This window comes from Nocardioides sp. TRM66260-LWL (assembly GCF_020075545.1).
Lineage (GTDB): Bacteria > Actinomycetota > Actinomycetes > Propionibacteriales > Nocardioidaceae > Nocardioides.
The window spans coordinates 246,939-271,429 of the sequence record NZ_JAIQZK010000002.1 but is presented as its reverse complement, the minus strand read 5'-3'; the positions used below and the strand labels follow the sequence as shown (position 1 = coordinate 271,429).

Here is a 24,491-nt window from a genome sequence, read left to right as displayed (position 1 = left end):
GAGGGCCCCGTGGCCCCGACCCCCGCCGCCGGCCCCACGGCGCGGCCGGCCCATCGCGCCGACGCCACCCCCGCCGCCCTCGTCGCCGAGCAGGTGAGCGCCTGGTTCGGCGACCACCAGGTGCTCGAGGACGTCGACCTCACGATGGCCGCCGGCCGCGTGACCGCGCTGATCGGGCCCTCGGGCTGCGGCAAGTCGACCTTCCTGCGCATCCTCAACCGCATGCACGAGCTGGTGCCCGGCGCCTCGCTGGCCGGCCGCGTGCTCCTCGAGGGCCAGGACGTCTACGACCCCGCGCTGCGACCGCTGGAGAGCCGCCGCCGCATCGGCATGGTCTTCCAGAAGGCCAACCCCTTCCCGACCATGTCGATCTACGACAACGTGCTCGCCGGCCTGGCGCTCACCGGACGCGACGCCCGCGGCGCCGCGCTCGGCCGGCGTCGGCGCCGCACCGACGAGGACGACGCGCTGGTCGAGCGCAGCCTGCGCAGCGCGGGCCTGTGGGACGAGGTGCGCGGCCGGCTCGGCACGCCCGGCGCGTCGCTGTCCGGCGGCCAGCAGCAGCGCCTGTGCATCGCCCGCTCGCTCGCGGTGCGGCCCGACGTCCTGCTGATGGACGAGCCCTGCTCGGCCCTCGACCCCACCTCCACGCGCCGGGTCGAGGAGACGATCCGCGAGATCGCCGCCGAGGTGACCGTCGTGATCGTCACCCACAACATGCAGCAGGCGCAGCGGGTCTCCGACCACTGCGCGTTCTTCCTGGCCGCCGAGGGCCGGCCCGGCCACATCGTCGAGCAGGGCCCCACCGCCGACGTGTTCGGCCGCCCGCAGGACCCCCGCACCGACGACTACGTGAACGGACGGTTCGGATGAGCACCCTCACCCCGACCCAGGGACCCGCCGGACCGGCCGGGCCGCCGCCGGTGCTGGTGGCCGGCGCCGAGCGCGCCCGGCGCTCCATCGTGGCCAAGCCGACCCCGGCCGACGTCGGCTTCGTCGCCGCCGTCCGCGGCGCCGCGATCTCGACCCTCGTCGTCATGGTGCTCATCGCGTTCTTCCTCGCGCTGGGCGCCTGGCCGGCGTTCGAGTCGCAGGGCTGGCGCTTCCTCACCACCCAGGAGTGGCTGCCCGAGGCGGGCACCTTCGGCATCGCCTCCCTGCTGTGGGGCACCGTGCTGATCGCCCTCATCGCGCTCGCGGTGGCGGTGCCGATCGGCTTCGGCGCGGCGCTGTTCATCAGCGAGTACGCGCCGCCGTGGCTGCGCCGGCCGATGGTGACGCTGGTCGACCTGATGGCGGCCGTCCCGGCGATCATCTACGCGCTGTGGGGCTTCTTCTTCCTCCAGGGCCAGCTGCTGCAGGTGGCGCAGTGGATCTCCGTGCACCTCGGGCCCTTCCTGCCCTTCCTGCGGGTCACGACGCCCGACTCGCTGTCGGGCTACACGTCCTCGGCGTTCATCGCCGGCGTGGCCACCGGCGCCGTCGTGCTGCCGACCGTCACCTCGATCATGCGGGAGGTCTTCGCGCAGGCGCCGCAGGGCGAGCGGGAGGGCGCGATCGCGCTGGGCGCCACCAGGTGGGGCATGATCCGCGCGGTCGTGCTGCCCTTCGGCCGCAGCGGCATCGTCGGCGGCGTCATCCTCGGTCTCGGCCGTGCGCTCGGCGAGACGATCATCGTCTACACGATCATCGCGCCGACCTTCACGCTCACGACCCGCCCGCTGGAGAGCGGCTCGAACACGATCGCCGCGCACATCGCCGCGAAGTACTCCGAGTCCAACGGCGTCGGCCTGGCCGGCCTCCTCGGCGCGGGCCTCGTCCTGTTCGTCTTCACCCTGTTCATCAACACCCTGGCCGGCGTCGTCGTGCGACGCTCGCGCTCGGGTGCGGCCACGGAGATCTGAGCCGATGCCCCCCGTCACCAGCGCCGACCCCGACGTGCCGCGCACGCACCTGCCGCTGCGCGAGCGGGAGTCCGGCGACCCCCGACCGCCGCGTCCGCGGGTCCGCACCCGCGGCCTGACGCCCGAGGCGCTCGTCCACCACCTCGCGGCGCTCCTCGGCGCCCTCGCCCTGGCCTGGCTGCTCTTCGAGCAGGTGCTGCCGGTGCGCGGAACGATCGGGTTCTGGCTGGTCTGGTACCTGCTCTTCCTGACGCTGCTCGCGGCGGTCAGCAGCACCACCCTCGACCGCCAGGGCGTCATCGACCGGCTCACGGCCGCGCTGGTGACGACCTGCGGCCTCGTGCTCGTGACGGTGCTCGCGGGCATCGTGGTCTTCACGTTCCTGCGTGGACGCTCCGCGCTGGGGCACCTGAACTTCTACACCCAGACCACCGCCCTGATCGGACCGGACGCCCCGCTCGACCAGGGCGGCATCCTCGCCGCCATGGCCGGCACCGCCGAGCAGGTCGGCATCTCGATGCTGATCAGCGTGCCGCTGGGGCTGGCCACCGCGGTGTACCTGAGCGAGGTCGGCGGTCGGCTCGCCGACGCCGTGCGCCGGGTGGTGGAGACGATGAGCTCGGTGCCGACCATCGTCGCGGGCCTGTTCGTCTACTCGATGATGATCATCCAGTTCGGCTTCGACCGCTCCGGCTTCGCCGCCGCCCTGGCCCTGTGCGTGAGCATGATCCCGGTCGTCACCACCACCGCCGAGGTCGTCCTGCGGCTGGTGCCGAACGGCCTGCGGGAGGCCTCGCTGGCCCTCGGGACCAGCCGCTGGCAGACCGTCTCGCGGGTGGTCCTGCCCACCGCCCTCCCGGGTCTGGTGACGGCCGTGCTGCTCGGAGTGGCGCGGGTGATCGGCGAGACCGCGCCCGTGCTCCTCGTGGCCGGCAACACCAGCGAGATGAACCTCGACCCGCTCGAGGGCCCGCAGCTGTCCCTGCCGCTGTTCATCTTCACCCAGGTGCGCCTCCCGCTCGACCAGGCGATCGAGCGCGCCTTCGGCGCCGGCGTCGTCCTGCTGACGCTCGTCGTCCTGTTCTTCTCCCTGGCCCGGATCGTCGGCGGTCGTGCGCCGGGCCGGGTCAGCCGCCGGCAGCAGCGCCGTCTCGCGGCGCGCTTCGACCAGCGCTCCGAGGAGCGCCCCGACCAGATCGACGCCGGCGACCAGCCGGACCACGAAGGAGACCTCCCGTGACCCCTCCGCGCCGGATCCGTCGGATCCTCGCCGCCGCGCTCGCCCTGGGCGCCGTGGGCCTGACCGCCCCGCCGGCCACCGCGCCGTCGTTCGCCGCCGACTACGTGCCGATCTCCGGCGCCGGCTCCACCTGGTCGCAGGTGGCCGTCGACGCCTGGCGCGCCGACATCCGGGCCAGCGGCGTGGTCGTCAACTTCGCCGGCACCGGCTCCACCGACGGCCGCTCGCAGTACATCCAGGGCACGGTCGACTTCGCGAACACCGAGATCCCCTTCCAGGACCCGCCCGAGCCGGGCCAGCAGGCCGAGCGACCGAGCCGTCCCTACGCCTACATCCCGATCGTCGCCGGCGGCACGTCGTTCATGTACAACCTCACCGTCGGCGGTCAGCGGGTGCGCGACCTGCGGCTCTCGGCGCCGACCCTGGCCAAGATCTTCACCGGCCAGATCACCCGGTGGAACGACCCGGCGATCAAGGCCGACTACGGCAAGGCGCTGCCCGACATCCCGATCATCCCGGTGGTGCGCTCCGACGGCGCGGGCGCGTCGGCCCAGTTCAGCCTCTACATGATCAACCAGACGCCGAGCATCTACTGCCCCTTCATCCGCGACAAGCTCAGGCTCGGCGGCAACGCCTGCCCGAGCGTGTCGTTCTACCCGGCCTTCGGCGCCTCCAAGGCGCAGGTCGGCTCCAACGGCGTCGCCAACTACGTCTCGGCGCCCTACGGCGAGGGCGCGATCGGCTACGTCGAGTACGCCTACGCCAAGCGCGTCGACTTCCCGGTGGCCTCGCTGCTCAACAAGGGCGGCTACTACGCCCAGCCGACGGCGTCCAACGTGGCCGTGGCGCTGACCCGCGCGCGGGTCGACCCGAAGACGCTGGTGCAGGACCTGCGGGGCGTCTACAACAATCCGGACAAGCGCGCCTACCCGATGTCGAGCTACTCCTACATGGTCGCGCCGATCTCGACCGACGCCCCCTTCAACGCCGCGAAGGGACGCACGCTCTCGACGTTCGTCAACTACTTCCTCTGCGCGGGGCAGCAGAAGGCCGACATCCTCGGCTACTCGCCGCTGCCGAAGAACCTCGTCGAGGCCGGCTTCAAGCAGGTGCGCCGCATCCCCGGGCACGTCGACCCGCCGTCGTTCAGCAAGTGCGCGAACCCGGCCTTCGACATCCTGCGCAACGCGCCGGCGCCCAACCCGTGCGACGCCCGCGGGAAGGTCTGCACGGCCGGCCGCACCGGCGGGACGGGCGCGTCGGGCGGTGCCGGTGCGGGGGGCGCCGGTGGCGGCGGCCAGACGGTCGGCGCCGGTGCCGGCGGTGCCGCCGGCGGTCAGGCCCCAGCATCCGGCACCGGCGGGACGACGACGGCCGGCGGCACGGCCGCGACGGGCGGCGGCACCGGTGCCGGCGCGGCCGGTGTGTCGGGCGCGCCCGGCGCGGGTGGAGCGGCCGCGGCGGTCGACCCCCTGACCGGCGCCCCCGCCGCGGCCGGCACCGCGCTCGCGGCCGGCGCGCCCGCGACGGCGGTCGAGGTGGGCGGCCAGCGCTCGGGTCAGACGGCCGTCGCCGCGTGGGTCGTGGCCCTCATGCTGCTCCTGACGGCCCTCGCGCCGCCGTTCCTCTACCGCCGACTGCGCCCGTGACGGAGGCCGTCGCCCAGGTGAACAGCAGGTGACCTCAGGACCGCCCGGAGCCGCTCGGCTCCGGGCGGTCCTGCGTTCGGAGCCGCCATCTAGTCCGATCGGGCCATGCCGGGTGACCTGCGAGAACCATGCCCGCCTGGCCCTGTGGGCGGCGCCACGGTCGAGTTCAGCCAACGAGGCTCGACGGTTCAGCGTCCGTTCACCTGCGCCACCCTGATCGGTTCCCTGGCTCCCGCACCTTGGAGCCGCTCCCGGGGCCTCCGGCGAGCCCGCACGGACCTCCCCGGACCCGCGGTACGCACGATCTGGAACGGTTCGCTTGACCAGCCTCCCTGTGCTCGATCTGCCCGGCGCCGACACGGTCGCGCCGCGGCACATCTCCCGCAAGCCCGCCGGCGTCGACGCCGTCTTCGAGCACGGCATCCGTGCCGTCGGCGCGACGATGCTCGTCATCACCGGCGGCGTCGGCCTCTTCCTGGGCTACCAGGCCGTGCCGACGTTCCAGCGCTACGGCTGGGGCTTCTTCACCACCCAGACCTGGCAGCCCGACACCGACCAGATCGGCATCGCCGCGGTGCTCACCGGCACCATCTCGGTGGCCCTCGTCGCGATGTTCTTCGCCTTCCCGCTCGCGCTCACCACCGCGCTCTACATCAGCGAGTACGCGCCCGCGCGGATCAAGCCGGTGCTGGTCTCGCTGGTCGACCTGATGGCGGCGGTGCCGTCGATCGTCTACGGCCTGTGGGGCTACCTGCTGGTGATGCCGCACGCCGGCGACCTCGCCCGGTTCCTCCAGGCCCACCTCGGCTGGATCCCGATCTTCGACGTGCCGGGCAGCGACCCGAACGCCGCCGTGCCCGACTACGGCCGCTACCAGTTCAGCGCGTTCTGCGCCGGCATCGCGGTGGCGATGATGGTCATGCCCATGGCCTGCGCCGTCATGCGCCAGGTCTTCTCCCAGACCCCGGTGGGGGAGAAGGAGGCCGCGCTCGCGCTCGGCGCGACCCGCTGGGGCATGATCCGCTCGGTCGTCATCCCCTTCGGCCGCGGCGGCATCATCGGCGGCACGATGCTCGGCCTGGGCCGGGCGCTCGGCGAGACCATCGCCGTCGTCCTGATCATCTCGCCGTCGTTCGTCGTCAAGCCGAACGTCCTCGAGGTCGGCACCTCGACGGTCAGCTCGCTGATCGCCGGCCGGTTCGGCGAGGCCACCCAGGCCCAGCTGTCCGCGCTGCTGGCCGCGGGCTTCGTCCTGTTCCTCATCACGCTCGTGGTCAACACGCTCGCCGCGATCATCGTCAACCGCTCGCGCTCCGGCGCCGGGACGGACGCCTGATGACCGCCGTCGAGGGCACCGAGACGGTGGCGAGCCCCGTCGCAGCGCCGCGCACGATCCTGCCCACCCGCGACGACGACGCCGCGCCGGCCGTCCCGCGCTCCGCGCTGGGCAAGCCGACCGCCGACGAGCGGTTCCGCCAGATCGGCGCCTGGGTCGCCGCGCTCGGCCTGGCCTGGGTGATCACCCAGCGCCTCCTGCCGATGCCCGGCGTCGCCTGGTTCGTCGTGATCTTCTTCCTCAGCGGCCTGGCGACCAGCGCCGTGCTCGGCGCCATGAACGGCGGCGTCATCGAGCTGAAGGACCGGCTCGCCGGCGCGGTCATCACCGGCGGCGCCGTGCTCGTCGGAGCCGCCCTGGTCAGCACCGTCGGCTTCGTGTTCTTCAAGGGCTACGAGCCGCTCACGCACCTGAACTTCCTCACCAGCGACATGTCCGGCGTGGCGCCCAAGGACGGGCTCAGCAAGGGCGGCGTGCTGCACGCCGTCGTCGGCTCGCTGATCGAGCTCGGCCTCGCCCTGCTCATCACGCTGCCCCTGGGCATCGGCACGGCGGTCTACATGACCGAGGTCGGCGGCCGGTTCGCCCGGATCGTCCGCACGGTCGTCGAGGCGATGACCGCGCTGCCCTCGATCGTGGCCGGCCTGTTCGTCTACACCGTCTTCGTGCTCTCCCTGGGCGGGCCGAAGTCGGGCCTCGCCGCCGCGCTGGCGATCACCGTGATGATGCTGCCGATCGTCGCCCGCGCCGCCGACGTCGTGCTGCGCGTCGTGCCCGGCGGCCTGCGCGAGGCCAGCCTCGCGCTGGGCGCCAGCCGCTGGAAGACGGTGTGGCACGTCGTGCTGCCGACCGCGCGGCCCGGTCTGGCCACGGCCGTGATCCTCGGCGTCGCGCGCGGTATCGGCGAGACCAGCCCCGTGCTGCTCACCTCCGGCGCGGCGGGCTTCCTGGTGAAGAACCCGATCGACGGCTCGATGAACTCGCTCCCGCTCTACATCTACTCCCTCGTGCGCTCCGGCGAGCCGGTGGCCATCCAGCGCGCCTTCGGCGCCGCCAGCGTGCTGCTGATGCTCGTGCTGCTGCTCTTCGTCATCGCCCGGCTCGTCGCGCGGCCCAAGAAGGCCAAGAAGCCGCGCCGGCGGCCCCGGCTGCTCTCGCCGCAGCGCGGGTTCGACCCCATCCAGGGCGACCCGTTCGTCGAGATGGGTCCCGTGAACCGCGCCGACCAGAACCGTCCCGTCCAGAACGACCCCGAGGTGTCCTCGTGAACCGCACCGTGTCCGTGCTCGTCCGCTGCCTGGCCGCCATCGCGCTGGCCCTGGGCTGCGTCGCGTCGATGCCGGCGGCGTCGAACGCCGTCGCCTACGCCCAGATCGAGGGCACCGGCTCGACCTGGTCGGAGCTCATCGTCCAGCAGTGGATCGCCGACGTCGACGCCAACGGCATCAAGGTCGTCTACACCGGCGGCGGCTCGTCGAAGGGCCGCAAGGACTTCGCCCAGGGCTCCAACGACTTCGCGATCTCCGAGATCCCCTACCAGGGCACCGACGAGCTCGGCAACGCCGACAAGTCCGACCGGCCCTACGCCTACCTGCCGATCGTGGCCGGCGGCACCGCCTTCACCTACCAGCTCAAGGTCGGCAACGACCTGGTGCGCAACCTGCGGCTCTCGGGCGAGACCCTGGTGAAGATCTTCACCAACCAGATCACGAACTGGAACGACCCGCAGATCAGCAAGGACAACAACGGTCGCAAGTTCCCCTCGCTGCCGATCACCCCGGTCGTCCGCTCGGACGGCTCCGGCACCACCGCCCAGCTCACCACCTGGATGAACAACCAGTACCCGAGCCTGTGGCGCTCCTACTTCGGCCGCTCCGGCCTCACGTCGTACTACCCGATCAAGAACGGCACCCGCACGATCGGCCAGTCCGGCTCCGACCAGGTGATGAACGCGGTCTCGGCCGCCTCCGGCAACGGCTACATCGGCTACGTCGAGTACTCCTACCCGGTCAACAAGAACTTCCCGGTGGTCAAGGTGCTCAACAAGGCCGGCTACTACGTCGAGCCGACGCAGTACAACACCGCCGTCGCGCTGACGAAGGCGAAGATCGACCCGAAGTCGCTGACCCAGATCCTCACCGGCGTCTACACGAACCCCGACAAGCGCGCGTACCCGATCTCGTCGTACTCGTACATGATCATCCCGACCGCGGCGAACGACCCCCGCATGACGACGGCCAAGCGCCAGACCCTCGCCGACTTCCTGTACTACTCGCTCTGCACGGGCCAGACGAAGGCCGGCAACTACGGCTACTCGCCGCTGACCCTGAACCTCGTGCAGGCGGGTCTGAAGCAGATCGCGCTGCTCAAGAAGGCCGACCCGAAGGTCAACCTCTCCAACCGCGACGTGCGCGGCTGCAACAACCCGACCTTCGACGGCAAGAACCCGAACCGCAACAAGCTGGCCGAGATCGCCCCGCAGCCCCCTGCCTGCGACAAGCAGGGCGCCGGGCCGTGCGGCTTCGCGACCGGCACCAACGACCCGACCGGCGGGTCCGGCGGGGCCGGCGGCGGCACGACCACCGCAGGCGGTGGCGGCGCCAAGGCCGGCGGTGGGACGACGGGCGGCACGACCGCGGGCGGTCCGGGGGCGACCGGCGGGGCCGCCGGCGGCGCTGCCGGAGGCACGGGCACCACGGCCGGCGCGGCCGGCGGGGCGCCGGGCGCCATCGACCCGGTCACCGGCGAGGCCATCACCAACGCGTCGGCCCAGACCGGCGGCGGCGACGTGTTCGCCGACCCCAGCACGGTGCTCTCGGCCGACCGGCCGGGCGACAAGAAGGCCTTCGGCTGGCTGTCGGGGCTGCTGCTCGTCGGCCTCGTGCTGATCCCCGGCGTCTACGTCGCCTCGCTGCGGCGTCGCCTGCTGGCGGCGGCCCGATGAGCCGCCGCAGCCTGCGCGACTGGTTGGCCGGTCGCGACAAGCGGCCCCTGGCCGTCAGCGTCACCGCGCTCCTGCTCGCCGCGGCGATCCCGTCGCTGGCTCCGGCGAGCGCCGACCAGCCGCGGGCGGCCGCCGAGACCTCGAAGCCCGCGTTCAGCGAGACCCGCACGATCGACCGCACCTTCGTCAACGCCGACGGCTCGGTCACCCCGGTGCTGACCAAGGACGTCACCGTGACGGCCGACCAGACCGAGAACCTCCGCGGACGCCAGCGCATCCTCATCTCCTGGAAGGGCGCGCAGCCCAGCGGCGGGCGGGCCACCAACCCGTACGGCGACACCGGCATGGCCCAGGAGTACCCGGTCATGATCCTGCAGTGCCGGGGCACCGACGACCCGAAGGCGCCCGCGACCCAGCGGCTCAGCCCGTCGACGTGCTTCACCGCCTCGGTGGCCGAGCGCTCGCAGATCGCCCGCGGCGCGGCGGAGTCGACGTGGCTCGCGGACCGCTACAACACCGCAGCCGACCGGCAGCGGCTCTCCGGCGTCGACCCGTTCCCGAACCCCGCCACCTGCCCCGGTGCCGACGTGCCCGACTCCGCTACCCACCTGACGCCGTTCGTCGCCGTCGGGTCGAACGCCAAGACCTACGCCTCCTGCAACGCCGACCAGATGCCGCCCGAGGCGGCCGTCGGCGCGGCGTTCCCGCCGGCGGAGATCGCCGCGTTCACCGATCTCGACGGCACCGGCCAGGTGCAGTTCGAGGTCCGCAGCGACGTCGAGAACGAGTCGCTCGGCTGCAACGACAAGGTGCGCTGCTCGGTCGTGGTGATCCCGATCCTGGGCCTGAGCTGCGACAAGCCCTCCGTCCCGTCCACGACCCTCGACCGGTCGTGCCGCAAGGGCGGCCGCTTCCCCGCCGGCTCGAGCAACTTCGCCGGCCAGGGCGTCGACCAGGCCGTCTCGCCCGCGCTGTGGTGGTCGGAGTCGAACTGGCGCAACCGGTTCACCATCCCGATCACCTTCGGCCTGCCGCCGAACACCTGCGACCTGCTCGACCCGCGCCCGCCGACCGGCTTCTACGGCTCTGAGCTGCTCGCCCAGGCCGGCCTGCAGTGGGCCCCGGCGTACTGCCTGCGCAAGGACCGCTTCAAGTTCCAGCTCAACCAGACCTCCGACGTCGCCGGCTGGAACCTGATGCTGAAGAACGAGGCGGCCGCCGCCGAGGTCTCCTCGGCCCGTGACTCGGTCGGCGCCAAGGTCGGCTACGCGCCGACGGCCGTCACCGGCTTCGCGGTCGGCTACGCCATCGACAAGCCCGACAACGCCGGCGAGTTCACGAACCTGCGGCTCAACGCACGCCTGCTGGCCAAGCTCTACACGCAGAGCTACGTGGGCTCGGCGCTCGGCCAGGGACATCCGGGTCTGGCGAAGAACCCGCTCGGCCTGATGAACGACCCCGAGTTCCAGAGGCTGAACCCGGGTCTCTCGACGATCTCGCAGGAGGCGGGAGCCACGGTGCTCTCGCTGTCCAACGACTCCGACGTGCTGCAGCAGCTGACGTCGTACATCGCCGAGGACCCCGACGCCCGGGCGTTCATCGCCGGCAAGCCCGATCCGTGGGGCATGGTCGTCAACCCGTCGTACAAGGACGTCAGCATCCCGACCGAGGGCTGGCCGCTGCTCGACACCTACATCCCCAAGACCGAGGACCCGTGCCGTCAGGCCAACCCCGGCATCTACTTCAACCAGCTCGCCGCCCCGGTGACCACGCTGGCGAAGATCGCCACCGTCGTCCTCGACGCCTGGCCGAACGTCCAGACGCGCTGCGACAAGGACCAGGGCACCGGCCTGTTCAAGCTCGGTCGCATCGACCGGCAGAACTTCGGCTCCCGGTTCGTGCTCGGCATCGTCAGCCTCGGCGACGCCGACCGCTACGGCCTGCGCACCGCCGCGCTCCAGACCAAGCCCGGCACCTTCGTCGCGCCCTCCGACGCCTCGATGGCCGCCGCGCTGCGCCTGACCCGCCAGAAGCAGGAGAACGGCCCGTTCGTGCTCGACCAGGCCGACGTGCGGAAGTCCGCCAGCGCCTACCCCGGCACGATGGTGGTCTACACGGCCGCCAAGATCTCCGGAGCGGTGCCTGCGGACGCGAAGAAGGTCGCCCAGTTCATCCGGGTCTCGACCACCGAGGGCCAGCGGCCGGGCAACGGCAACGGCCAGCTGCCGGGCGGCTTCCTGCCCATCGTCGACTCCGGCGCGACCCGCCCGCTGTTCCGCTCGGCCCAGCGCGTGGCCCAGCTGGTCGCCGAGCAGAAGGCCGACCCGACCACTGACGGAGGCGGCAGCGACGGCACGGGCGGCACCGACTCCTCCGGCGGACTGCCGCCGGGCGGCGGCACCGCCGGTGGCGGCACCCTGCCGACCGGCGGTGGCGCGGGCGCGGCTCCGGGCGGGGTCGCGGCCCCGGCCGGCGGTGCGTCCGGCGGTCCCTCCACGGGTGCCTCGACGGCTCCCGGAGGCGGCACCGCTCCCGTCGCGATGCCCGCCACCCAGGCGGTCGGCTCGCGCACCGCGGGCGGCCTGCTGCCGTCCCTGCTGATCCTCGGCCTGATCGGCATCGCGGTCGCCAGCGGCGTGCGGTTCTTCGTCCAGCCGACGCGTCCGGCCTCGCCCGGGGCGGCGGGCCGATGAGCGCGCCGACGCTCGACCCCGCCGTGGGTCCCGTGCCCGAGCAGCCCCAGCAGCCGGGTGAGGGGTTCGTCGAGACGCCGCGCGCGGGCTCGCGTCGAGCCGGTCTGGGGGAGCGGCTGCGCGGCTCCCTCGACCGGCGGATGACCGCGCCGCCCGCGCCGGTCAACCCGGCCGACGAGCCGGCGTTCCTGGTGTCCTCGGCGTTCACGATGATCGCGATCGTCTGCCTGTGGGGCCTGCTCCAGCTGCTCGTCCTCAGCGACCTCAGCCAGGCCCGCGCCCAGGACCTCCTCTACCGGGACTTCCGGCAGCAGGTGGCCGCGGGCACGGCCTCGCTCGGGCCGACGACGCCGGTCGACCAGCCGGTGGCCCTGCTGCGCATCCCGCGGCTGAACCTCGAGCAGACGGTCGTCGAGGGCACCGCCTCCGGCGACACCCAGCTCGGCCCCGGCCACCAGCGCACCACGGTGCTGCCCGGTCAGCTCGGCACGTCGGTCGTCATGGGACGGGCCGCCACCTATGGCGCGCCCTTCGCGCGGATCGCCGACCTCCGGGTCGGCGACTCGATCCAGGCGATCACCGGCCAGGGCACCACCCAGTTCAAGGTCATCGGCATCCGGCGGGCGGGCGATCCGCTGCCGCAGCCGCGACCCGCCGACGCCGCGCGCCTGACGCTGGTCAGCGCCGAGGGCTCCGGCTTCCTCGCCGCGCTGCGCCCCAGCGACGCGGTCTACGTCGACGCCCAGGCGGCGAAGGCGTTCCCGGCCCCGGCGGGCGTCCCGTCGGTGCTCCCCGAGTCGGAGCAGGTCATGCAGGGCTCCACGAGCGGTCTCCCGCTCCTGGCGCTGTGCCTGGCGCTGCTCCTGGCGGCGACGCTCGGCGTCGCCGCCGCCCGTCAGCGCTGGTCCGCAGCGCTGGTGTGGGTGGTGGCCGCTCCGGTGGTCCTCGCCCTGTCCTGGGTCACGACCGACGTGGCGGCGCGCCTGCTGCCCAACGTCATGTGACCGATCGCTCCGCTGCATCCGTTCTCTAAGGGAGAGACATGAAGCTCAGCACCGCTCGTCGACACCGCGTCGGCGCCCGCCTGACGGCAGCCGCCCTGGTCGGCTCCGCGCTCGCGCTGCTCGGCACGCCGGCGAACGCCGCCACCGACCCCAACGACCCCAGCTTCACGCCGGTGTCCGCCGACCTGATCGGCGTCGGCTCCGACACCACCCAGATCTCGCTGCACAAGGCGGCCGAGGCCTACAACGCCGGTCTGGCCGCGGGCGCGGTCAAGGTGGCCTCGTTCGCCGCCACCGGCGGCGGCCAGATCACCCTGCCCGGCGGCGCGATCAACCGCCCCAACGGCTCGGGTGCCGGCAAGAGCCTGCTCTACGGCGCGAGCAACAACACCGACGTCGACTTCGCGCGGTCGTCCTCGACGCTGAACAGCACCGAGATCAGCAACAACCTGCAGCAGATCCCGTTCGGCCTCGACACGATGGTGATGGCCGTCTCGGCGACCGACACCAACGCGCCGGCGACCCTGACCCGTCAGCAGGTCGTCGACATCTACTCCGGCAAGGTCACGAACTGGTCCGAGGTGGGCGGCAAGGACGGCGTCATCAAGCCGTACCGCCCGCAGGACGGCTCGGGCACGCTGAGCTTCTTCCGCACCAACCTCCAGGCCGCCAACGGCGGCAACGCCGTCACCTTCGCTCCCTCGGTCAGCACGACCCAGGAGCAGGACGACACCGACATCAAGGGCAACCCGAACGCGATCGTCCCGATCTCGCTCGGCCGCGCCAAGCTGCTCGGCACCCTGAAGTACCTCGGCACCAACACGGCCACCGGCTCGACCGACTTCGCCTTCCCGCGCGCGGTCTACAACGTCGTCCGCAACGGCGCCCAGGCCGACCCGGAGATCGCGAAGTTCTTCGGCAGCAACGGCTTCCTCTGCTCCGACGCCGCGCGCCCGCTGATCGAGGCCGGCGGCCTCGAGCAGCTCGCCACCCCGGACGCCGACGGCGTCTGCGGCGTCGCGACCCAGGCCGCGACCAGCACCTTCACCACCAACGTCTCGCAGGCCTCGACCACGGCGCTGAGCGTCGACGTCACCAAGCCGCTCAAGGTCTCGCTGAGCGCGACGATCACGGGCGTCGGCGGCCAGCCGTCCGGCACCGTCACCTTCACCGAGGGCGACACGGTCGTGGCCAAGGACGTCCCGCTGACCGGTGGCGTCGCCACGTTCTCGGGCGCGGCCACCGCGGGTGAGCACACCTACACCGCGACCTTCACCTCGGACTCCCCGAAGGCGTTCCAGGACTCCAGCGACACCAAGACCGTCACGGTCCAGGACCGCTTCGCCACCAGCACCGCGCTGTCCGTGAAGTCCTCCGCCGCCGGCCAGGGCACCTTCACCGCCACCATCACCTCGGCCGGCCACGCCGCGCCGAGCACCGGCGCCGTCCAGTTCTACGACGCCGACGAGACCGCGCTCGGCGGCCCCGTCGCCGTGACCGCCGGCAAGGCGACCGTGACCCGGAGCGTCGCTCCCGGCAAGCGGGGCTTCTTCGCCGTCTACATCCCGACGCTGGACAGCGACTACCAGGGCTCCACCTCGGCCACGTCCTCGGCCACGATCCTGGCCGCGGCGAAGATCTCGGTCGTCAAGCCGTCGAAGGTGAAGATCGGCAAGTCCTTCAAGGTCACCATCACCGTCACCAACGCCACCACCAAGGCCTCGGCCGGTGGCACCGTGACCGTGAAGGTCGGCACCAAGACCGTGAAGTCTGGCACCCTGAGGTCGGGCAAGGTCACGCTGACCCTGCCGGCGATCAAGAAGTCCACCACCTACACCGCGAACTACAACGGCAGCGGCTCGGTGGCCAAGGGCAAGGTCTCCTTCAAGGTGACCGCCGTCCGTTGATCAGCACCTTGATCTGAGCAGCACCCAGCACCACCCGTCCTGCCCCGGTCGCCTCGCGCGGCCGGGGCAGGACGCCGCCCGGAACCGGGCCTCACCCTCCCCGCTCCACTCGCCTCGCCCACCGCACCGGAAGTGAACCGATGACCGCCGACACCACCGTCCTGCCGCCCGTGCCCTCCGGCTCCGAGCGTCCGCTGGCCGAGCTCGAGGCCCGCGACATCACCGCCTGGTTCGGCGACCGCAAGGTCCTCGACCGCGTCTCCCTGACCATGAAGGCCGGCGGCATCACCGCCCTGATCGGCCCGTCGGGCTGCGGCAAGTCCACCTTCCTGCGCATCCTCAACCGGATGCACGAGCTCGTCCCGTCGGCCCAGCTGGCCGGCGAGGTGCTGCTCGACGGCGAGGACATCTACGACCCCGCGAAGCGGCTGATCGACGCGCGCCGCGCGATCGGCATGGTGTTCCAGAAGCCCAACCCGTTCCCGGCCATGTCGATCCGCGAGAACGTCCTCGCCGGCCTGCGCCTGACCGGCACCAAGATGTCGAAGTCCGACCAGGACGCCCTCGTCGAGTCTTGCCTGCGCAAGGGCGGTCTCTGGAACGAGGTCAAGGACCGCCTCGACGCCCCCGGCGGCGGCCTGTCCGGCGGTCAGCAGCAGCGCCTGTGCATCGCCCGCTCGCTGGCCGTCACGCCGCGCGTCCTGCTGATGGACGAGCCGTGCTCCGCGCTCGACCCCACCTCGACCCGCGTGATCGAGGAGACGATGCTCGAGCTGGCCCGCGAGGTCACGATCGTGATCGTCACGCACAACATGCAGCAGGCCGCTCGCGTCTCCACCGAGTGCGCCTTCTTCCTGGCCTCGCAGGGCACGCCCGGCGTGATCGTCGAGCACGGCGACACCCGCGCGATGTTCGAGAGCCCGCAGGACCAGCGCACCAGCGACTACGTCCAGGGCCGGTTCGGCTGATCGTGGCCTCCCGCTCCCGGCGTCGTCGGGGCTCGGGCGCACGGCGCGCCCGGGCCCCGCGCCGCGTCCCCGCTCTGGCCCGTCCGGTCGGCGCCTTCGTCGTGCTGCTGGGCGTCTCGACGCTGGCCGTCGGCGGCCTGGCGCGCCTGTACGCGCCGGACCGTCCCGTCGACCTGACGCCGACCCGTGACGTCGGGCTGCCCGCAGAGGCGGTGGCGCCGGCCGCGGTCGGCGACGTCCGTCCGGCGCCCGTCTCCCGGTCGTCCGACCGTCCGGCGGTCGACCCCGCCTGGCTGCGGCGCACCGCCGCGAAGGCGGGCATCCCCGAGGTCGCGCTGCGCGCGTACGCCTCGGCCCAGCTCTCCGGCGTCGGGGGCTGCGACGTCGGCTGGACGACCCTGGCCGGCATCGGCTGGGTGGAGTCGCACCACGGCACCATCGGCGGCCGCGTCCTCGAGGCGGACGGACGCTCGCAGCCGCCGATCATCGGCCCGGCGCTCGACGGCACCCACGGCTTCAAGGCGCTGCGCTCGACGCCGGAGTCGGCGGCCTGGCACGGCGACCCCCGCTGGGAGCACGCCGTGGGCCCGATGCAGTTCCTGCGCTCCTCCTGGGACCGCTGGGGCGCCGACGGCGACGGCGACGGCGTCGCCGACCCGCTCGACCTCGACGACGCCGCGGCGGCCACCGCCCGCTACCTGTGCGCGGACGGCCACGACCTCGCGACGGGCACCGGCTGGTCGGCGGCGATCTACTCCTACAACCACTCCGACGTCTACGTCCGCGACGTGTACGCCGCTGCCAGCGCCTACGCGCAGCGCACCGGCTGACCCGGCTGGCCCCGCAGCCCGGTCAGCGCCCGGTCAGCGGCGGGCCGGACGTCCCTGGGCGTCGAGGGCGACGAAGCAGAACCCCAGCCGGCGCAGCCGGTGCACCTCGCGGGGCACGGCCGCCAGCGTCGCCGGCGAGTTCGTGACGCCGTCGTGGTGCAGCACGATGCTGTCGCGACGGCCGTTGGCGCGCACCTCGCGCACGACCGTCCGGACGATGGCGGCGGGGGAGAGGCCCGCCCAGTCGCGGGAGTCGACGTTCCACAGCACGCTGGGCCGGCCCATGCCGGCGATCACGGACCGCGTCCGGGCGTCGGCCGCGCCGTAGGGCGGGCGCACCAGGTCGACGACGCCGGCGTCGAGCCCGGCCCGCCGGAAGGCGGCGGCGGTCGACCAGATCTCGGTGCGCACGCGCGCTCCGCTGAGCCGGTCGAGCACCGGGTGGTGGTAGGTGTGGTCGCCGATCGTGAACCCGCGGCGCACCACCGCCCGGGCGGCCGCCGGCGCCTCGTCGACGCGCTCGCCGACCATGAAGAAGGTCGCCGGCACGCGCAGCCGCTGCAGCAGCCGCGCGAGCCGGGGCGTCAGGCGCGGGTCCGGGCCGTCGTCGAAGGTGAGCGCCACCCGGCCGGCCCGGCAGGACCCCACCGGGCGGATGGCGGGCCCCGCGACCACGCGCGGACGGCCGGCCGGCGCCGTGCGTCCGGTGGTGCGGTGCGCGGAGGGCCGCGCGCGGTGCGCGGGCGCGCGGTGCGCGGAGGCTGCGGCCGGGGCGGCGCCGGCGGCCTCGGATCCGGAGGCGCGGCCGGCGTCGGTCGGCGCGGCGAGCGCCGAGAGCAGGGCGGAGAGCAGCACGGCCAGGACGACGGCGGAGGTCACCACGGTGACGGCGGGGCGCTTCACGAGCATCTGCCTTCGGGTCTTGACGGGGAAGGCCTCCAGTGTGGGCGCCGAGGGTCGCCGCTGTCCCCGAGACGCGCCGACCAGGTGCGGGCTGACAGGATGACGCCGTGCGCGACGTCGTGATCCTCGGCTCCACCGGCTCGATCGGCACCCAGGCGCTCGACCTGGTCCGCGCGAACGCCGACCGCTTCCGCGTCGTCGGCCTCACCGCCGGCGGCTCGCAGCCCGACCTGCTCGAGGCCCAGGTGGCCGAGTTCGCGCCCGCGGTGCACGGCGTCGGCGAGGAGGCCTCCGTCGAGGCCGCCGCGCACCCGTGCGACGTCGTCCTCAACGGCATCACCGGCGCCGTCGGCCTGCGGCCCACCCTCGCCGCCCTCGAGGCCGGTCGCACGCTGGCGCTGGCGAACAAGGAGTCGCTGATCATCGGCGGGCCGCTGGTGAAGGACCTCGCCGCGCCCGGTCAGATCGTCCCCGTCGACAGCGAGCACAGCGCCATCGCCCAGAGCCTGCGCGCCGGCTCGGCCGACGAGGTGCGCCGCCTGGTGCTCACCGCCTCCGGCGGCCCGTTCCGCGGCCGCTCGCGCGCCGAGCTGGACGCCGTCACGCCGGCCGAGGCGCTGGCCCACCCGAACTTCGCGATGGGCAACGTCATCACCACCAACTCCGCGACCCTGGTCAACAAGGGGCTGGAGGTCATCGAGGCCCACCTGCTCTTCGACGTGCCCTTCGAGCGGATCGACGTCGTCGTGCACCCCCAGCAGCTGATCCACTCGATGGTCGAGTTCGTCGACGGCGCCGTCGTCGCGCAGCTGGGCCTGCCGACGATGCTCGTCCCGATCGCGCTCGGGCTCGGCTGGCCCGACCGCGTGCCCGACGCCGAGACCCCGATCGACTGGACGCGGGCCGCCGACTGGCGCTTCGAGCCGGTCGACGCCGTCGCCTTCCCGGCCATCGACCTCGCCCGCGACGCCGGCACCCGCGGCGGCACGGCGCCCGCGGTCTACAACGCCGCGAACGAGGTCTGCGTCGCCGCCTTCCACGCCGGCCGCCTGCGGTTCCCCGGCATCGTCGACGTGGTCGGCTCCGTGCTCGCCGTCCACGACGTACCCTCGAACTCGGCCCTCACGCTCGACGACGTCCTCGCCGCCGACGCCTGGGCCCGCGAGGAGGCCGCCCGCCTCGTCGCCGCCGGCTGAGCGCCGAGCCCGCCGCGCACCACCGAGAACCGAGAACGCTGGGAAGCCGATGACCGTCCTGCTCTACACCCTGGGCGTGGTGCTCTTCGCCCTGGCGATCCTCGCCTCGATCGGCCTGCACGAGCTCGGCCACATGATCCCGGCGAAGGCCTTCGGCGGGAAGGTCACCCAGTACTTCATCGGGTTCGGCCCGACGGTGTGGAGCCGCCAGGTCGGCGAGACCGAGTACGGCGTCAAGGCGATCCCGCTCGGTGGCTACGTGAAGATCGTCGGCATGCTGCCGCCGGGCGCCGAGCAGCTCGGCGAGGTCACCGTCGACGAGCAGGGCAACCGGGTCACCAAGGTGCGCAAGTCGAACACCGGCATGTTCACCCAGCTCATCTCCGACGCCCGCGCCGCCGAGTGGGAGCTCGTCGGCCCCGAGGACGCCGACCGGCTGTTCTACAAGCTGCCCTCGTGGAAGAAGATCGTCGTCATGGCCGGCGGCCCGACGGTCAACCTGCTCATCGCGTTCTTCGTCTTCTGGCTGGTCTTCGCCACCTTCGGCGTCCGCACGATCGAGGCCGCCCCCGGTGCTCCCGTCGTGGCGGAGGTGTCGAGGTGCGTGCTGCCCTCCACCGAGAGCGGACGCGCCTGCACTGCCGCCGACCCCGCGTCGCCGGCCGCCAAGGCCGGCCTGCGGCCGGGCGACGTCATCACCGCCTTCAACGGCACGACCGTGCGCGACTGGACGCAGCTGCGCCAGCTGATCCGCGACAACGCCGCCGGCGCGGCCGTCCTCACCTACGAGCGCGACGGCCGCACCCTGACCGGCCGCACGAGCACCACCGTCGAGGCGCGGCCCACGTCCGACACCGACCCGACGCTGCGTCAGGTCGGCTTCCTCGGCGTCAGTCCGCGCAGCGCGCTGGTCGTGGAGAAGGGCGGCCCGCTGTTCACCCTCGACCAGATGGGCACCATGACGGTCCAGTCGGTCGAGGCGCTGGTGCACCTGCCGGTGCGGGTCTTCGGCGTCGCGAAGGCGATCGTCGGCCTCGAGCCGCGGGCCGCGGACAGCCCGATCAGCATCGTGGGCGGCGGCCGCATCGCCGGCGAGACGGTCTCCCAGGACGCCATCGACACCACCTCCAAGGCCGCCTACCTCGGCCTGCTCGTCGGCGGCTTCAACCTCTTCATCGGCCTGTTCAACTTCGTGCCGCTGCTCCCGCTGGACGGCGGGCACATCGCCAGCGCCGCGTGGGAGTGGCTGCGCCGCGGCCTGGCCCGGCTGCGCCGGCGGCCCGACCCCGGCTACGTCGACGCCGCGCGGCTGCTGCCGGTGGCCTACGTCGTCGGCAGCGCGATCCTGGTCATGGGCGTGGTGCTGATCGTCGCCGACCTCGTGGTGCCGGTCTCCGTCACCGGCTGAGGCCCCCGGCAGCGGTCCCGCACGTCACCCCGGCGGGGCGGGACGCTCCCGCGCGCCGCAGTAGGCTCGAGGCATGACCAGCGTCAGCCTCGGCATGCCGTCCGCCCCGCCCCCGGTGCTCGCCCCCCGTCGTCAGACCCGGCAGATCCGCGTGGGCAGCGTCGGCGTCGGCAGCGACCACCCGATCTCGGTGCAGTCGATGACCACGACGCTCACCTCCGACGTCAACTCCACCCTCCAGCAGATCGCCGAGCTCACCGCCGCCGGCTGCGACATCGTGCGCGTCGCGTGCCCGAGCCAGGACGACGCCGACGCGCTGCCGGCGATCGCCGGCAAGTCGCAGATCCCGGTGATCGCCGACATCCACTTCCAGCCCAAGTACGTCTTCGCCGCCATCGAGGCCGGCTGCGCGGCCGTGCGGGTCAACCCGGGCAACATCAAGAAGTTCGACGACCAGATCAAGGAGATCGCGCGGGCCGCCACCGACCACGGCACGTCGATCCGCATCGGCGTCAACGCCGGCTCGCTCGACAAGCGCCTGCTGGAGAAGCACGGCAAGGCCACCCCCGAGGCGCTGGTCGAGTCGGCCGTCTGGGAGGCGAGCCTGTTCGAGGAGCACGGCTTCCGCGACTTCAAGATCTCGGTCAAGCACAACGACCCCGTCGTCATGGTGCGCGCCTACGAGCTGCTCGCCGAGCAGGGCGACTGGCCGCTGCACCTCGGCGTCACCGAGGCCGGCCCCGCCTTCCAGGGCACGATCAAGTCGGCCACCGCGTTCGGCGCGCTGCTGAGCCAGGGCATCGGCGACACCATCCGCGTCTCCCTCTCCGCCCCGCCGGTGGAGGAGGTCAAGGTCGGCATCCAGATCCTGCAGTCGCTCAACCTGCGGCCCCGCAAGCTCGAGATCGTCTCCTGCCCCTCCTGCGGCCGCGCCCAGGTCGACGTCTACAAGCTGGCCGAGGAGGTCACCGCCGGCCTCGACGGCCTCGAGGTGCCGCTGCGGGTGGCCGTCATGGGCTGCGTCGTCAACGGCCCCGGCGAGGCCCGCGAGGCCGACCTCGGCGTCGCGTCGGGCAACGGCAAGGGCCAGATCTTCGTCAAGGGCGAGGTCGTCAAGACCGTCCCCGAGTCGCAGATCGTCGAGACCCTGATCGAGGAGGCCATGCGCATCGCCGAGGGCATGGAGGCCGTCGACGGCGCCTCGCCCGACGTCAGCGTGGGCTGACGCCGGGCCCCGACGCGGCTCAGGCCGCCGCGACCTCGACGTCGCCCTCGGACCGGTCGGCGCGGGAGTGGCCGAGCGCCATCGTCAGGCCGATGACGCCGAACAGCACCAGGCTCACGGCGCCCGGCCCGAAGCCGAGGCCGCCGCGCTCGTGCTCGACCGCGGCCCAGTCGGAGAACGACGCGCCGAGCGGACGGGTCAGCACGTAGGCGGTCCAGAACGCGGCGACGCCGTTCAGCCCCAGCCGGGCGTGGGCGAGCCACGGCAGCAGGATCAGCACGCCGAACACGACGCCGGGCTTCCAGTAGCCCAGGTGGAAGGACGAGGCGAACAGGTCGCCGGTGGCGGTGCCGAGCGCGAAGGTCGCCATCACGGTCGACCAGTAGAAGAGCTCGCGACGGCGAGTGGTGATGCTGTGGATCGAGAGCGTGCCCTCGCTGCGGTGCCAGAGCGCGAGGATCGCGGCGACCGCCACGACGAACGCCAGGGTCGAGGCGACGTAGGAGAGTCCCAGCGCCACTCGCCACACGTCGGCGGCCATCGTGCCGAAGACGCTCACCATCGTCACCGCCGACCAGTAGATCCACGGGCGGTAGCGGTCGGCGCGCAGCTGCGCGACCAGCGAGCCGATCAGCGCGGCCAGGGCCAGGACCGCCAGCGGGACCACCAGCGGGGAGCGGCCGATCCAGTCCGACGTCGTCTCGCCGACGCCGGTGGTGAGGATCTTGGTGAACCAGAAGAGGGCGGTGGCCTCGGGGACCTTGGTCAGCAGGGTGCCGGCGGTGGCGGCGGCGGACCCGCGGCGGGCGGGGGAGGCGTCGGTCGTCGTCATGGCAGCACTGTGACGACGTCCTCCTGACGCCCACCTGAACGGGACGCGCCCGCCCGGGGGGTGCGCCACTAGGCTCGCAGCGTGCTGACCACTCGTCCGAGCGTGCGCCTCCTCGGCGCGCCCGACCTCGACGAGTTCCTGGCCTTCGCCGACGCCGACCCGGTCGTCAACGTCTTCGCCTCCCACCGGGCCCGCACCACCAACCTCGAGCCGCGCTGGCTCGGCGGGGAGATGTGGGGTCGGTTCAGCGGCGGTCGGATGATCGCGGCCTGCCACGTGGGCGCGAACCTGGTGCCGATCGGCGGCACGCCCGACGACCTGCGCGCGTTCGCCGAGCGGGCGTGCGGCCGCAGCCGCTCGGTGTCGACCGTCGTCGGGCCCCAGGAGTCCGTCGAGGTGCTGTGGGACGCGATCGGCCCGGTGTGGGGCAGGCCGCGGGAGATCCGCTGGCGCCAGCCGCACCTGCAGATCAGCGGGCCGCCGGCGGTCGCGCCCGACCCGCTGGTGCGCCGCACCACCCGAGCCGACCTGCCGCAGCTCTATCCCGCGTGCGTCGCCATGTACACCGAGGAGGTCGGCATCTCTCCGGAGGCCGGGGGAGCCGGCACCCTCTACCGCGACCGCGTCGCCCAGCTGGTCTCGCGCGGCTGGTCCTTCGCGCGGTTCGAGGACGGACGGCTGGCGTTCAAGGCGGAGGTGGCCTGCGCGACGCCGCACGCCGCCCAGATCCAGGGCGTCTACGTGCCGCCGGAGTTCCGCGGTCGCGGGTTGGCCGCCGCCGGGATGGCCGCCGTCGTCGAGCTGGTGCGCCGCGACATCGCCCCGACCGTCTCGCTCTACGTCAACGACTGGAACGCCACGGCCCGGGCGGCCTACGCGCGGGCCGGCTTCACGGAGTCCGCGCGGTTCGCGACCGTGATGTTCTGAAGCGGCCCCGGACGGGCCGCTAGGGTCGGCGCGTGCCTCTCTCCCGTACCGCCCGGGGCGTCGCGGTGGCGTTCACCGTCTCCGGCGTCGTCCACCTCGTCCGCCCGCAGACCTTCGCCCCGGCCATGCCGTCGTGGGTGCCCGCGCATCGCGAGGTGATCCTCGCCAGCGGCGTCGCCGAGCTCGCCTGCGCCGCCGGCCTGGCCTCCCCGCGCACCCGCGGGGTCGCCGGCAAGGCCAGCGCCCTGCTGCTGCTGGCCGTCTTCCCCGGCAACGTGCAGATGGCGCTCGACGCCCAGAAGGGCCGCAACACGCCCTGGAAGGTCGGCACGCTGGCCCGTCTGCCGCTGCAGTGGCCGATGATCCGCGCCACCTGGAACGCCGGCCGCTGAGCCGCCCGTCCCCGGACGTGACGACGCCCGCCCGACCGCGACGGTCGGGCGGGCGTCGTCGTCAGGCGATCAGCTCCCCTGGTCGGCGCTGAAGATCGGCGAGACGCGGCCGCAGTCGGCCCGCACGCAGGCCACGTAGGCCGCCGAGCTCTCGCTCGCCACCCGCAGCAGCACGCGCCGTCCCTCGAGCCAGCGCACGACCCCGATTGACACGGTCTGCTTCGAGGCGCGGTAGTCGGCCAGCGGGGTGCCGGCGATGGTGGCCACGCGGGTCTCGAGCGGACCGGGGCCGTCGCTGAGCACGGGGATCTGGGCCATCAGCGAGCCGTCGGGCGAGAACGAGCTCGCCTGCCAGGTGCACGAGCGCGACAGCACGCGCGACGCCAGGCTCAGGGTGCTGATCCGCGAGCAGGGCGCGTCGGTGCGGACGTCCTCGTAGACGCCGAGCCGGTTGGCGGCGAGGTCCGCGACGTAGCCGTACCGACCCACGAGCTGCCGCACCGTGTCGGCGGCCGGCCGCCACTCCAGCGTCGCCGCGTGGCGCCGCGTGGACGACGCCACGATCGCGCGGTCGCCGGAGGCGTCCAGCGGCTGGGCGTAGCCGTCGAAGGTGCGACGGCCCAGCTCGGACGCCCGACCGTCGGACCCGCCGGTGTCGAGGACGGTCAGGGTGGTGCGCGTGCCCGTCTCGACGCTGCGGTACGTGCTGATCGTCAGTCGGGAGCCGTCACGACCGAGCGTGACGTCGTCGTCGCGGCTCAGCGACCCGGTGAGGTAGATCGCGGCCCGGCCGGGACGCACCTTGGCGACGCGCTCCTTCCCGTCGACCGAGACGCGCACCGCGTAGGAGTCGCCGACCTCGCCGAGCAGCTGCAGCGCGCGGGCCGGGGCCACCGCGGTGACGTCGCCGTCGTGCACGGTGCGGCCGACGAGGTACGGCTGGGCGATCGGCTCGCTCGCCGGGGCCGAGCGGGGGCTGAGGGTGATCGTGGGCACCGGGGCCGCCGTCGCCGCAGGCAGACCCGCGGCGCTCAGGCCGGCGGCCGCGGAGAGCGCGAGTCCGGCGGCGAGGACGCCGCGGCGCAGGCGGACGGAGGGGGTGTGGGGGGCGGGCTGTGCGGGCACGGCGGGTC

20 protein-coding genes are annotated in these 24,491 nt (G+C 73.2%); 17 read left to right on the top strand and 3 right to left on the bottom strand.

Going from position 1 to position 24,491, the window contains the following annotated elements:
- Positions 1–93 precede the first annotated feature (93 nt).
- From K8Z61_RS07780 to K8Z61_RS07725, 12 genes are all read left to right on the top strand, one after another.
- Entirely contained in the window at positions 94–873 is a 780-nt protein-coding gene (locus K8Z61_RS07780) for a phosphate ABC transporter ATP-binding protein (protein ID WP_224128768.1), read from the top strand.
- Entirely contained in the window at positions 870–1,904 is a 1,035-nt protein-coding gene (gene pstC / locus K8Z61_RS07775) for a phosphate ABC transporter permease subunit PstC (RefSeq protein WP_224128163.1), read from the top strand. The genes K8Z61_RS07780 and pstC (K8Z61_RS07775) overlap by 4 nt, the downstream gene beginning before the upstream one ends.
- A 4-nt stretch (positions 1,905–1,908) precedes the next feature.
- Positions 1,909–3,144, top strand: a complete 1,236-nt coding sequence (pstA, locus tag K8Z61_RS07770; RefSeq protein ID WP_224128161.1) for a phosphate ABC transporter permease PstA — start codon at positions 1,909–1,911, stop codon at positions 3,142–3,144.
- Positions 3,141–4,793 (top strand): phosphate ABC transporter substrate-binding protein PstS, encoded by a 1,653-nt coding sequence (locus K8Z61_RS07765; RefSeq protein ID WP_224128159.1) that lies wholly within the window; start codon positions 3,141–3,143, stop codon positions 4,791–4,793. The genes pstA (K8Z61_RS07770) and K8Z61_RS07765 overlap by 4 nt, the downstream gene beginning before the upstream one ends.
- 319 nt (positions 4,794–5,112) lie before the next feature.
- Positions 5,113–6,129 carry a phosphate ABC transporter permease subunit PstC gene (pstC, locus tag K8Z61_RS07760; protein WP_224128157.1) on the top strand — a complete coding sequence of 339 codons (1,017 nt, stop codon included), beginning with the start codon at positions 5,113–5,115 and terminating at the stop codon, positions 6,127–6,129.
- On the top strand, positions 6,129–7,397 hold the full coding sequence (gene pstA, locus K8Z61_RS07755) for a phosphate ABC transporter permease PstA (RefSeq protein WP_224128155.1): 1,269 nt from the start codon (positions 6,129–6,131) through the stop codon (positions 7,395–7,397). The genes pstC (K8Z61_RS07760) and pstA (K8Z61_RS07755) overlap by 1 nt, the downstream gene beginning before the upstream one ends.
- Entirely contained in the window at positions 7,394–9,073 is a 1,680-nt protein-coding gene (locus K8Z61_RS07750; RefSeq protein WP_224128153.1) for a substrate-binding domain-containing protein, read from the top strand. Before pstA (K8Z61_RS07755) ends, K8Z61_RS07750 begins: the two co-directional genes overlap by 4 nt.
- The gene (locus K8Z61_RS07745) at positions 9,070–11,766 is read left to right on the top strand and encodes a hypothetical protein (RefSeq protein ID WP_224128151.1); all 2,697 of its coding nucleotides are present in this window, start codon (positions 9,070–9,072) and stop codon (positions 11,764–11,766) included. Before K8Z61_RS07750 ends, K8Z61_RS07745 begins: the two co-directional genes overlap by 4 nt.
- Positions 11,763–12,770 carry a sortase gene (locus K8Z61_RS07740; RefSeq protein ID WP_224128149.1) on the top strand — a complete coding sequence of 336 codons (1,008 nt, stop codon included), beginning with the start codon at positions 11,763–11,765 and terminating at the stop codon, positions 12,768–12,770. The genes K8Z61_RS07745 and K8Z61_RS07740 overlap by 4 nt, the downstream gene beginning before the upstream one ends.
- Positions 12,771–12,808: 38 nt before the next feature.
- Entirely contained in the window at positions 12,809–14,677 is a 1,869-nt protein-coding gene (locus tag K8Z61_RS07735; RefSeq protein WP_224128147.1) for a substrate-binding domain-containing protein, read from the top strand.
- 140 nt (positions 14,678–14,817) lie between these two features.
- On the top strand, positions 14,818–15,645 hold the full coding sequence (locus tag K8Z61_RS07730; protein ID WP_224128144.1) for a phosphate ABC transporter ATP-binding protein: 828 nt from the start codon (positions 14,818–14,820) through the stop codon (positions 15,643–15,645).
- Positions 15,646–15,647: 2 nt separating this feature from the next.
- Positions 15,648–16,475, top strand: a complete 828-nt coding sequence (locus K8Z61_RS07725) for a lytic murein transglycosylase (RefSeq protein ID WP_224128142.1) — start codon at positions 15,648–15,650, stop codon at positions 16,473–16,475.
- A 33-nt stretch (positions 16,476–16,508) separates the two neighbouring features.
- Here K8Z61_RS07725 and K8Z61_RS07720 read toward each other — a convergent pair whose 3' ends face one another.
- Entirely contained in the window at positions 16,509–17,378 is an 870-nt protein-coding gene (locus K8Z61_RS07720) for a polysaccharide deacetylase family protein (protein ID WP_224128140.1), read from the bottom strand.
- A gap of 107 nt (positions 17,379–17,485) precedes the next feature.
- Between K8Z61_RS07720 and dxr the strand changes: the two genes are divergently transcribed.
- The 3 genes from dxr (at position 17,486) to ispG (ending at position 21,207) form a co-directional block, all read left to right on the top strand.
- Positions 17,486–18,574: a 1-deoxy-D-xylulose-5-phosphate reductoisomerase gene (dxr, locus tag K8Z61_RS07715; RefSeq protein WP_224128138.1), complete on the top strand. Its 1,089-nt coding sequence runs from the start codon at positions 17,486–17,488 to the stop codon at positions 18,572–18,574.
- A gap of 49 nt (positions 18,575–18,623) precedes the next feature.
- Positions 18,624–19,982: a site-2 protease family protein gene (locus tag K8Z61_RS07710; protein WP_308116756.1), complete on the top strand. Its 1,359-nt coding sequence runs from the start codon at positions 18,624–18,626 to the stop codon at positions 19,980–19,982.
- 73 nt (positions 19,983–20,055) lie between these two features.
- On the top strand, positions 20,056–21,207 hold the full coding sequence (gene ispG, locus K8Z61_RS07705; protein ID WP_224128136.1) for a flavodoxin-dependent (E)-4-hydroxy-3-methylbut-2-enyl-diphosphate synthase: 1,152 nt from the start codon (positions 20,056–20,058) through the stop codon (positions 21,205–21,207).
- A gap of 19 nt (positions 21,208–21,226) precedes the next feature.
- Here the strand turns inward: ispG and K8Z61_RS07700 are convergent, their stop codons facing one another.
- The gene (locus K8Z61_RS07700) at positions 21,227–22,039 is read right to left on the bottom strand and encodes a hypothetical protein (RefSeq protein ID WP_224128134.1); all 813 of its coding nucleotides are present in this window, start codon (positions 22,037–22,039) and stop codon (positions 21,227–21,229) included.
- An 81-nt stretch (positions 22,040–22,120) separates the two neighbouring features.
- Between K8Z61_RS07700 and K8Z61_RS07695 the strand changes: the two genes are divergently transcribed.
- Positions 22,121–22,966, top strand: coding sequence for a GNAT family N-acetyltransferase (locus K8Z61_RS07695; protein ID WP_224128131.1), 846 nt, complete (start codon positions 22,121–22,123; stop codon positions 22,964–22,966).
- A 32-nt stretch (positions 22,967–22,998) separates the two neighbouring features.
- The gene (locus tag K8Z61_RS07690; RefSeq protein ID WP_224128129.1) at positions 22,999–23,358 is read left to right on the top strand and encodes a DoxX family protein; all 360 of its coding nucleotides are present in this window, start codon (positions 22,999–23,001) and stop codon (positions 23,356–23,358) included.
- 69 nt (positions 23,359–23,427) lie between these two features.
- Here the strand turns inward: K8Z61_RS07690 and K8Z61_RS07685 are convergent, their stop codons facing one another.
- A complete protein-coding gene (locus K8Z61_RS07685; RefSeq protein ID WP_224128127.1) occupies positions 23,428–24,483 on the bottom strand; it encodes a hypothetical protein in 1,056 nt (351 codons plus the stop codon).
- Positions 24,484–24,491: the final 8 nt, after the last annotated feature.

Bases quoted from the DNA above. Each gene is read 5' to 3' on its own strand.
- pstC (WP_224128163.1), top strand. From the start codon at position 870: ATGAGCACCCTCACCCCGACCCAGGGACCCGCCGGACCGGCCGGGCCG.
- pstA (WP_224128161.1), top strand. From the start codon at position 1,909: ATGCCCCCCGTCACCAGCGCCGACCCCGACGTGCCGCGCACGCACCTG.
- pstA (WP_224128155.1), top strand. From the start codon at position 6,129: ATGACCGCCGTCGAGGGCACCGAGACGGTGGCGAGCCCCGTCGCAGCG.
- K8Z61_RS07745 (WP_224128151.1), top strand. From the start codon at position 9,070: ATGAGCCGCCGCAGCCTGCGCGACTGGTTGGCCGGTCGCGACAAGCGG.
- K8Z61_RS07740 (WP_224128149.1), top strand. From the start codon at position 11,763: ATGAGCGCGCCGACGCTCGACCCCGCCGTGGGTCCCGTGCCCGAGCAG.
- K8Z61_RS07735 (WP_224128147.1), top strand. From the start codon at position 12,809: ATGAAGCTCAGCACCGCTCGTCGACACCGCGTCGGCGCCCGCCTGACG.
- K8Z61_RS07730 (WP_224128144.1), top strand. From the start codon at position 14,818: ATGACCGCCGACACCACCGTCCTGCCGCCCGTGCCCTCCGGCTCCGAG.
- K8Z61_RS07710 (WP_308116756.1), top strand. From the start codon at position 18,624: ATGACCGTCCTGCTCTACACCCTGGGCGTGGTGCTCTTCGCCCTGGCG.
- ispG (WP_224128136.1), top strand. From the start codon at position 20,056: ATGACCAGCGTCAGCCTCGGCATGCCGTCCGCCCCGCCCCCGGTGCTC.
- K8Z61_RS07700 (WP_224128134.1), bottom strand. From the start codon at position 22,039: ATGACGACGACCGACGCCTCCCCCGCCCGCCGCGGGTCCGCCGCCGCC.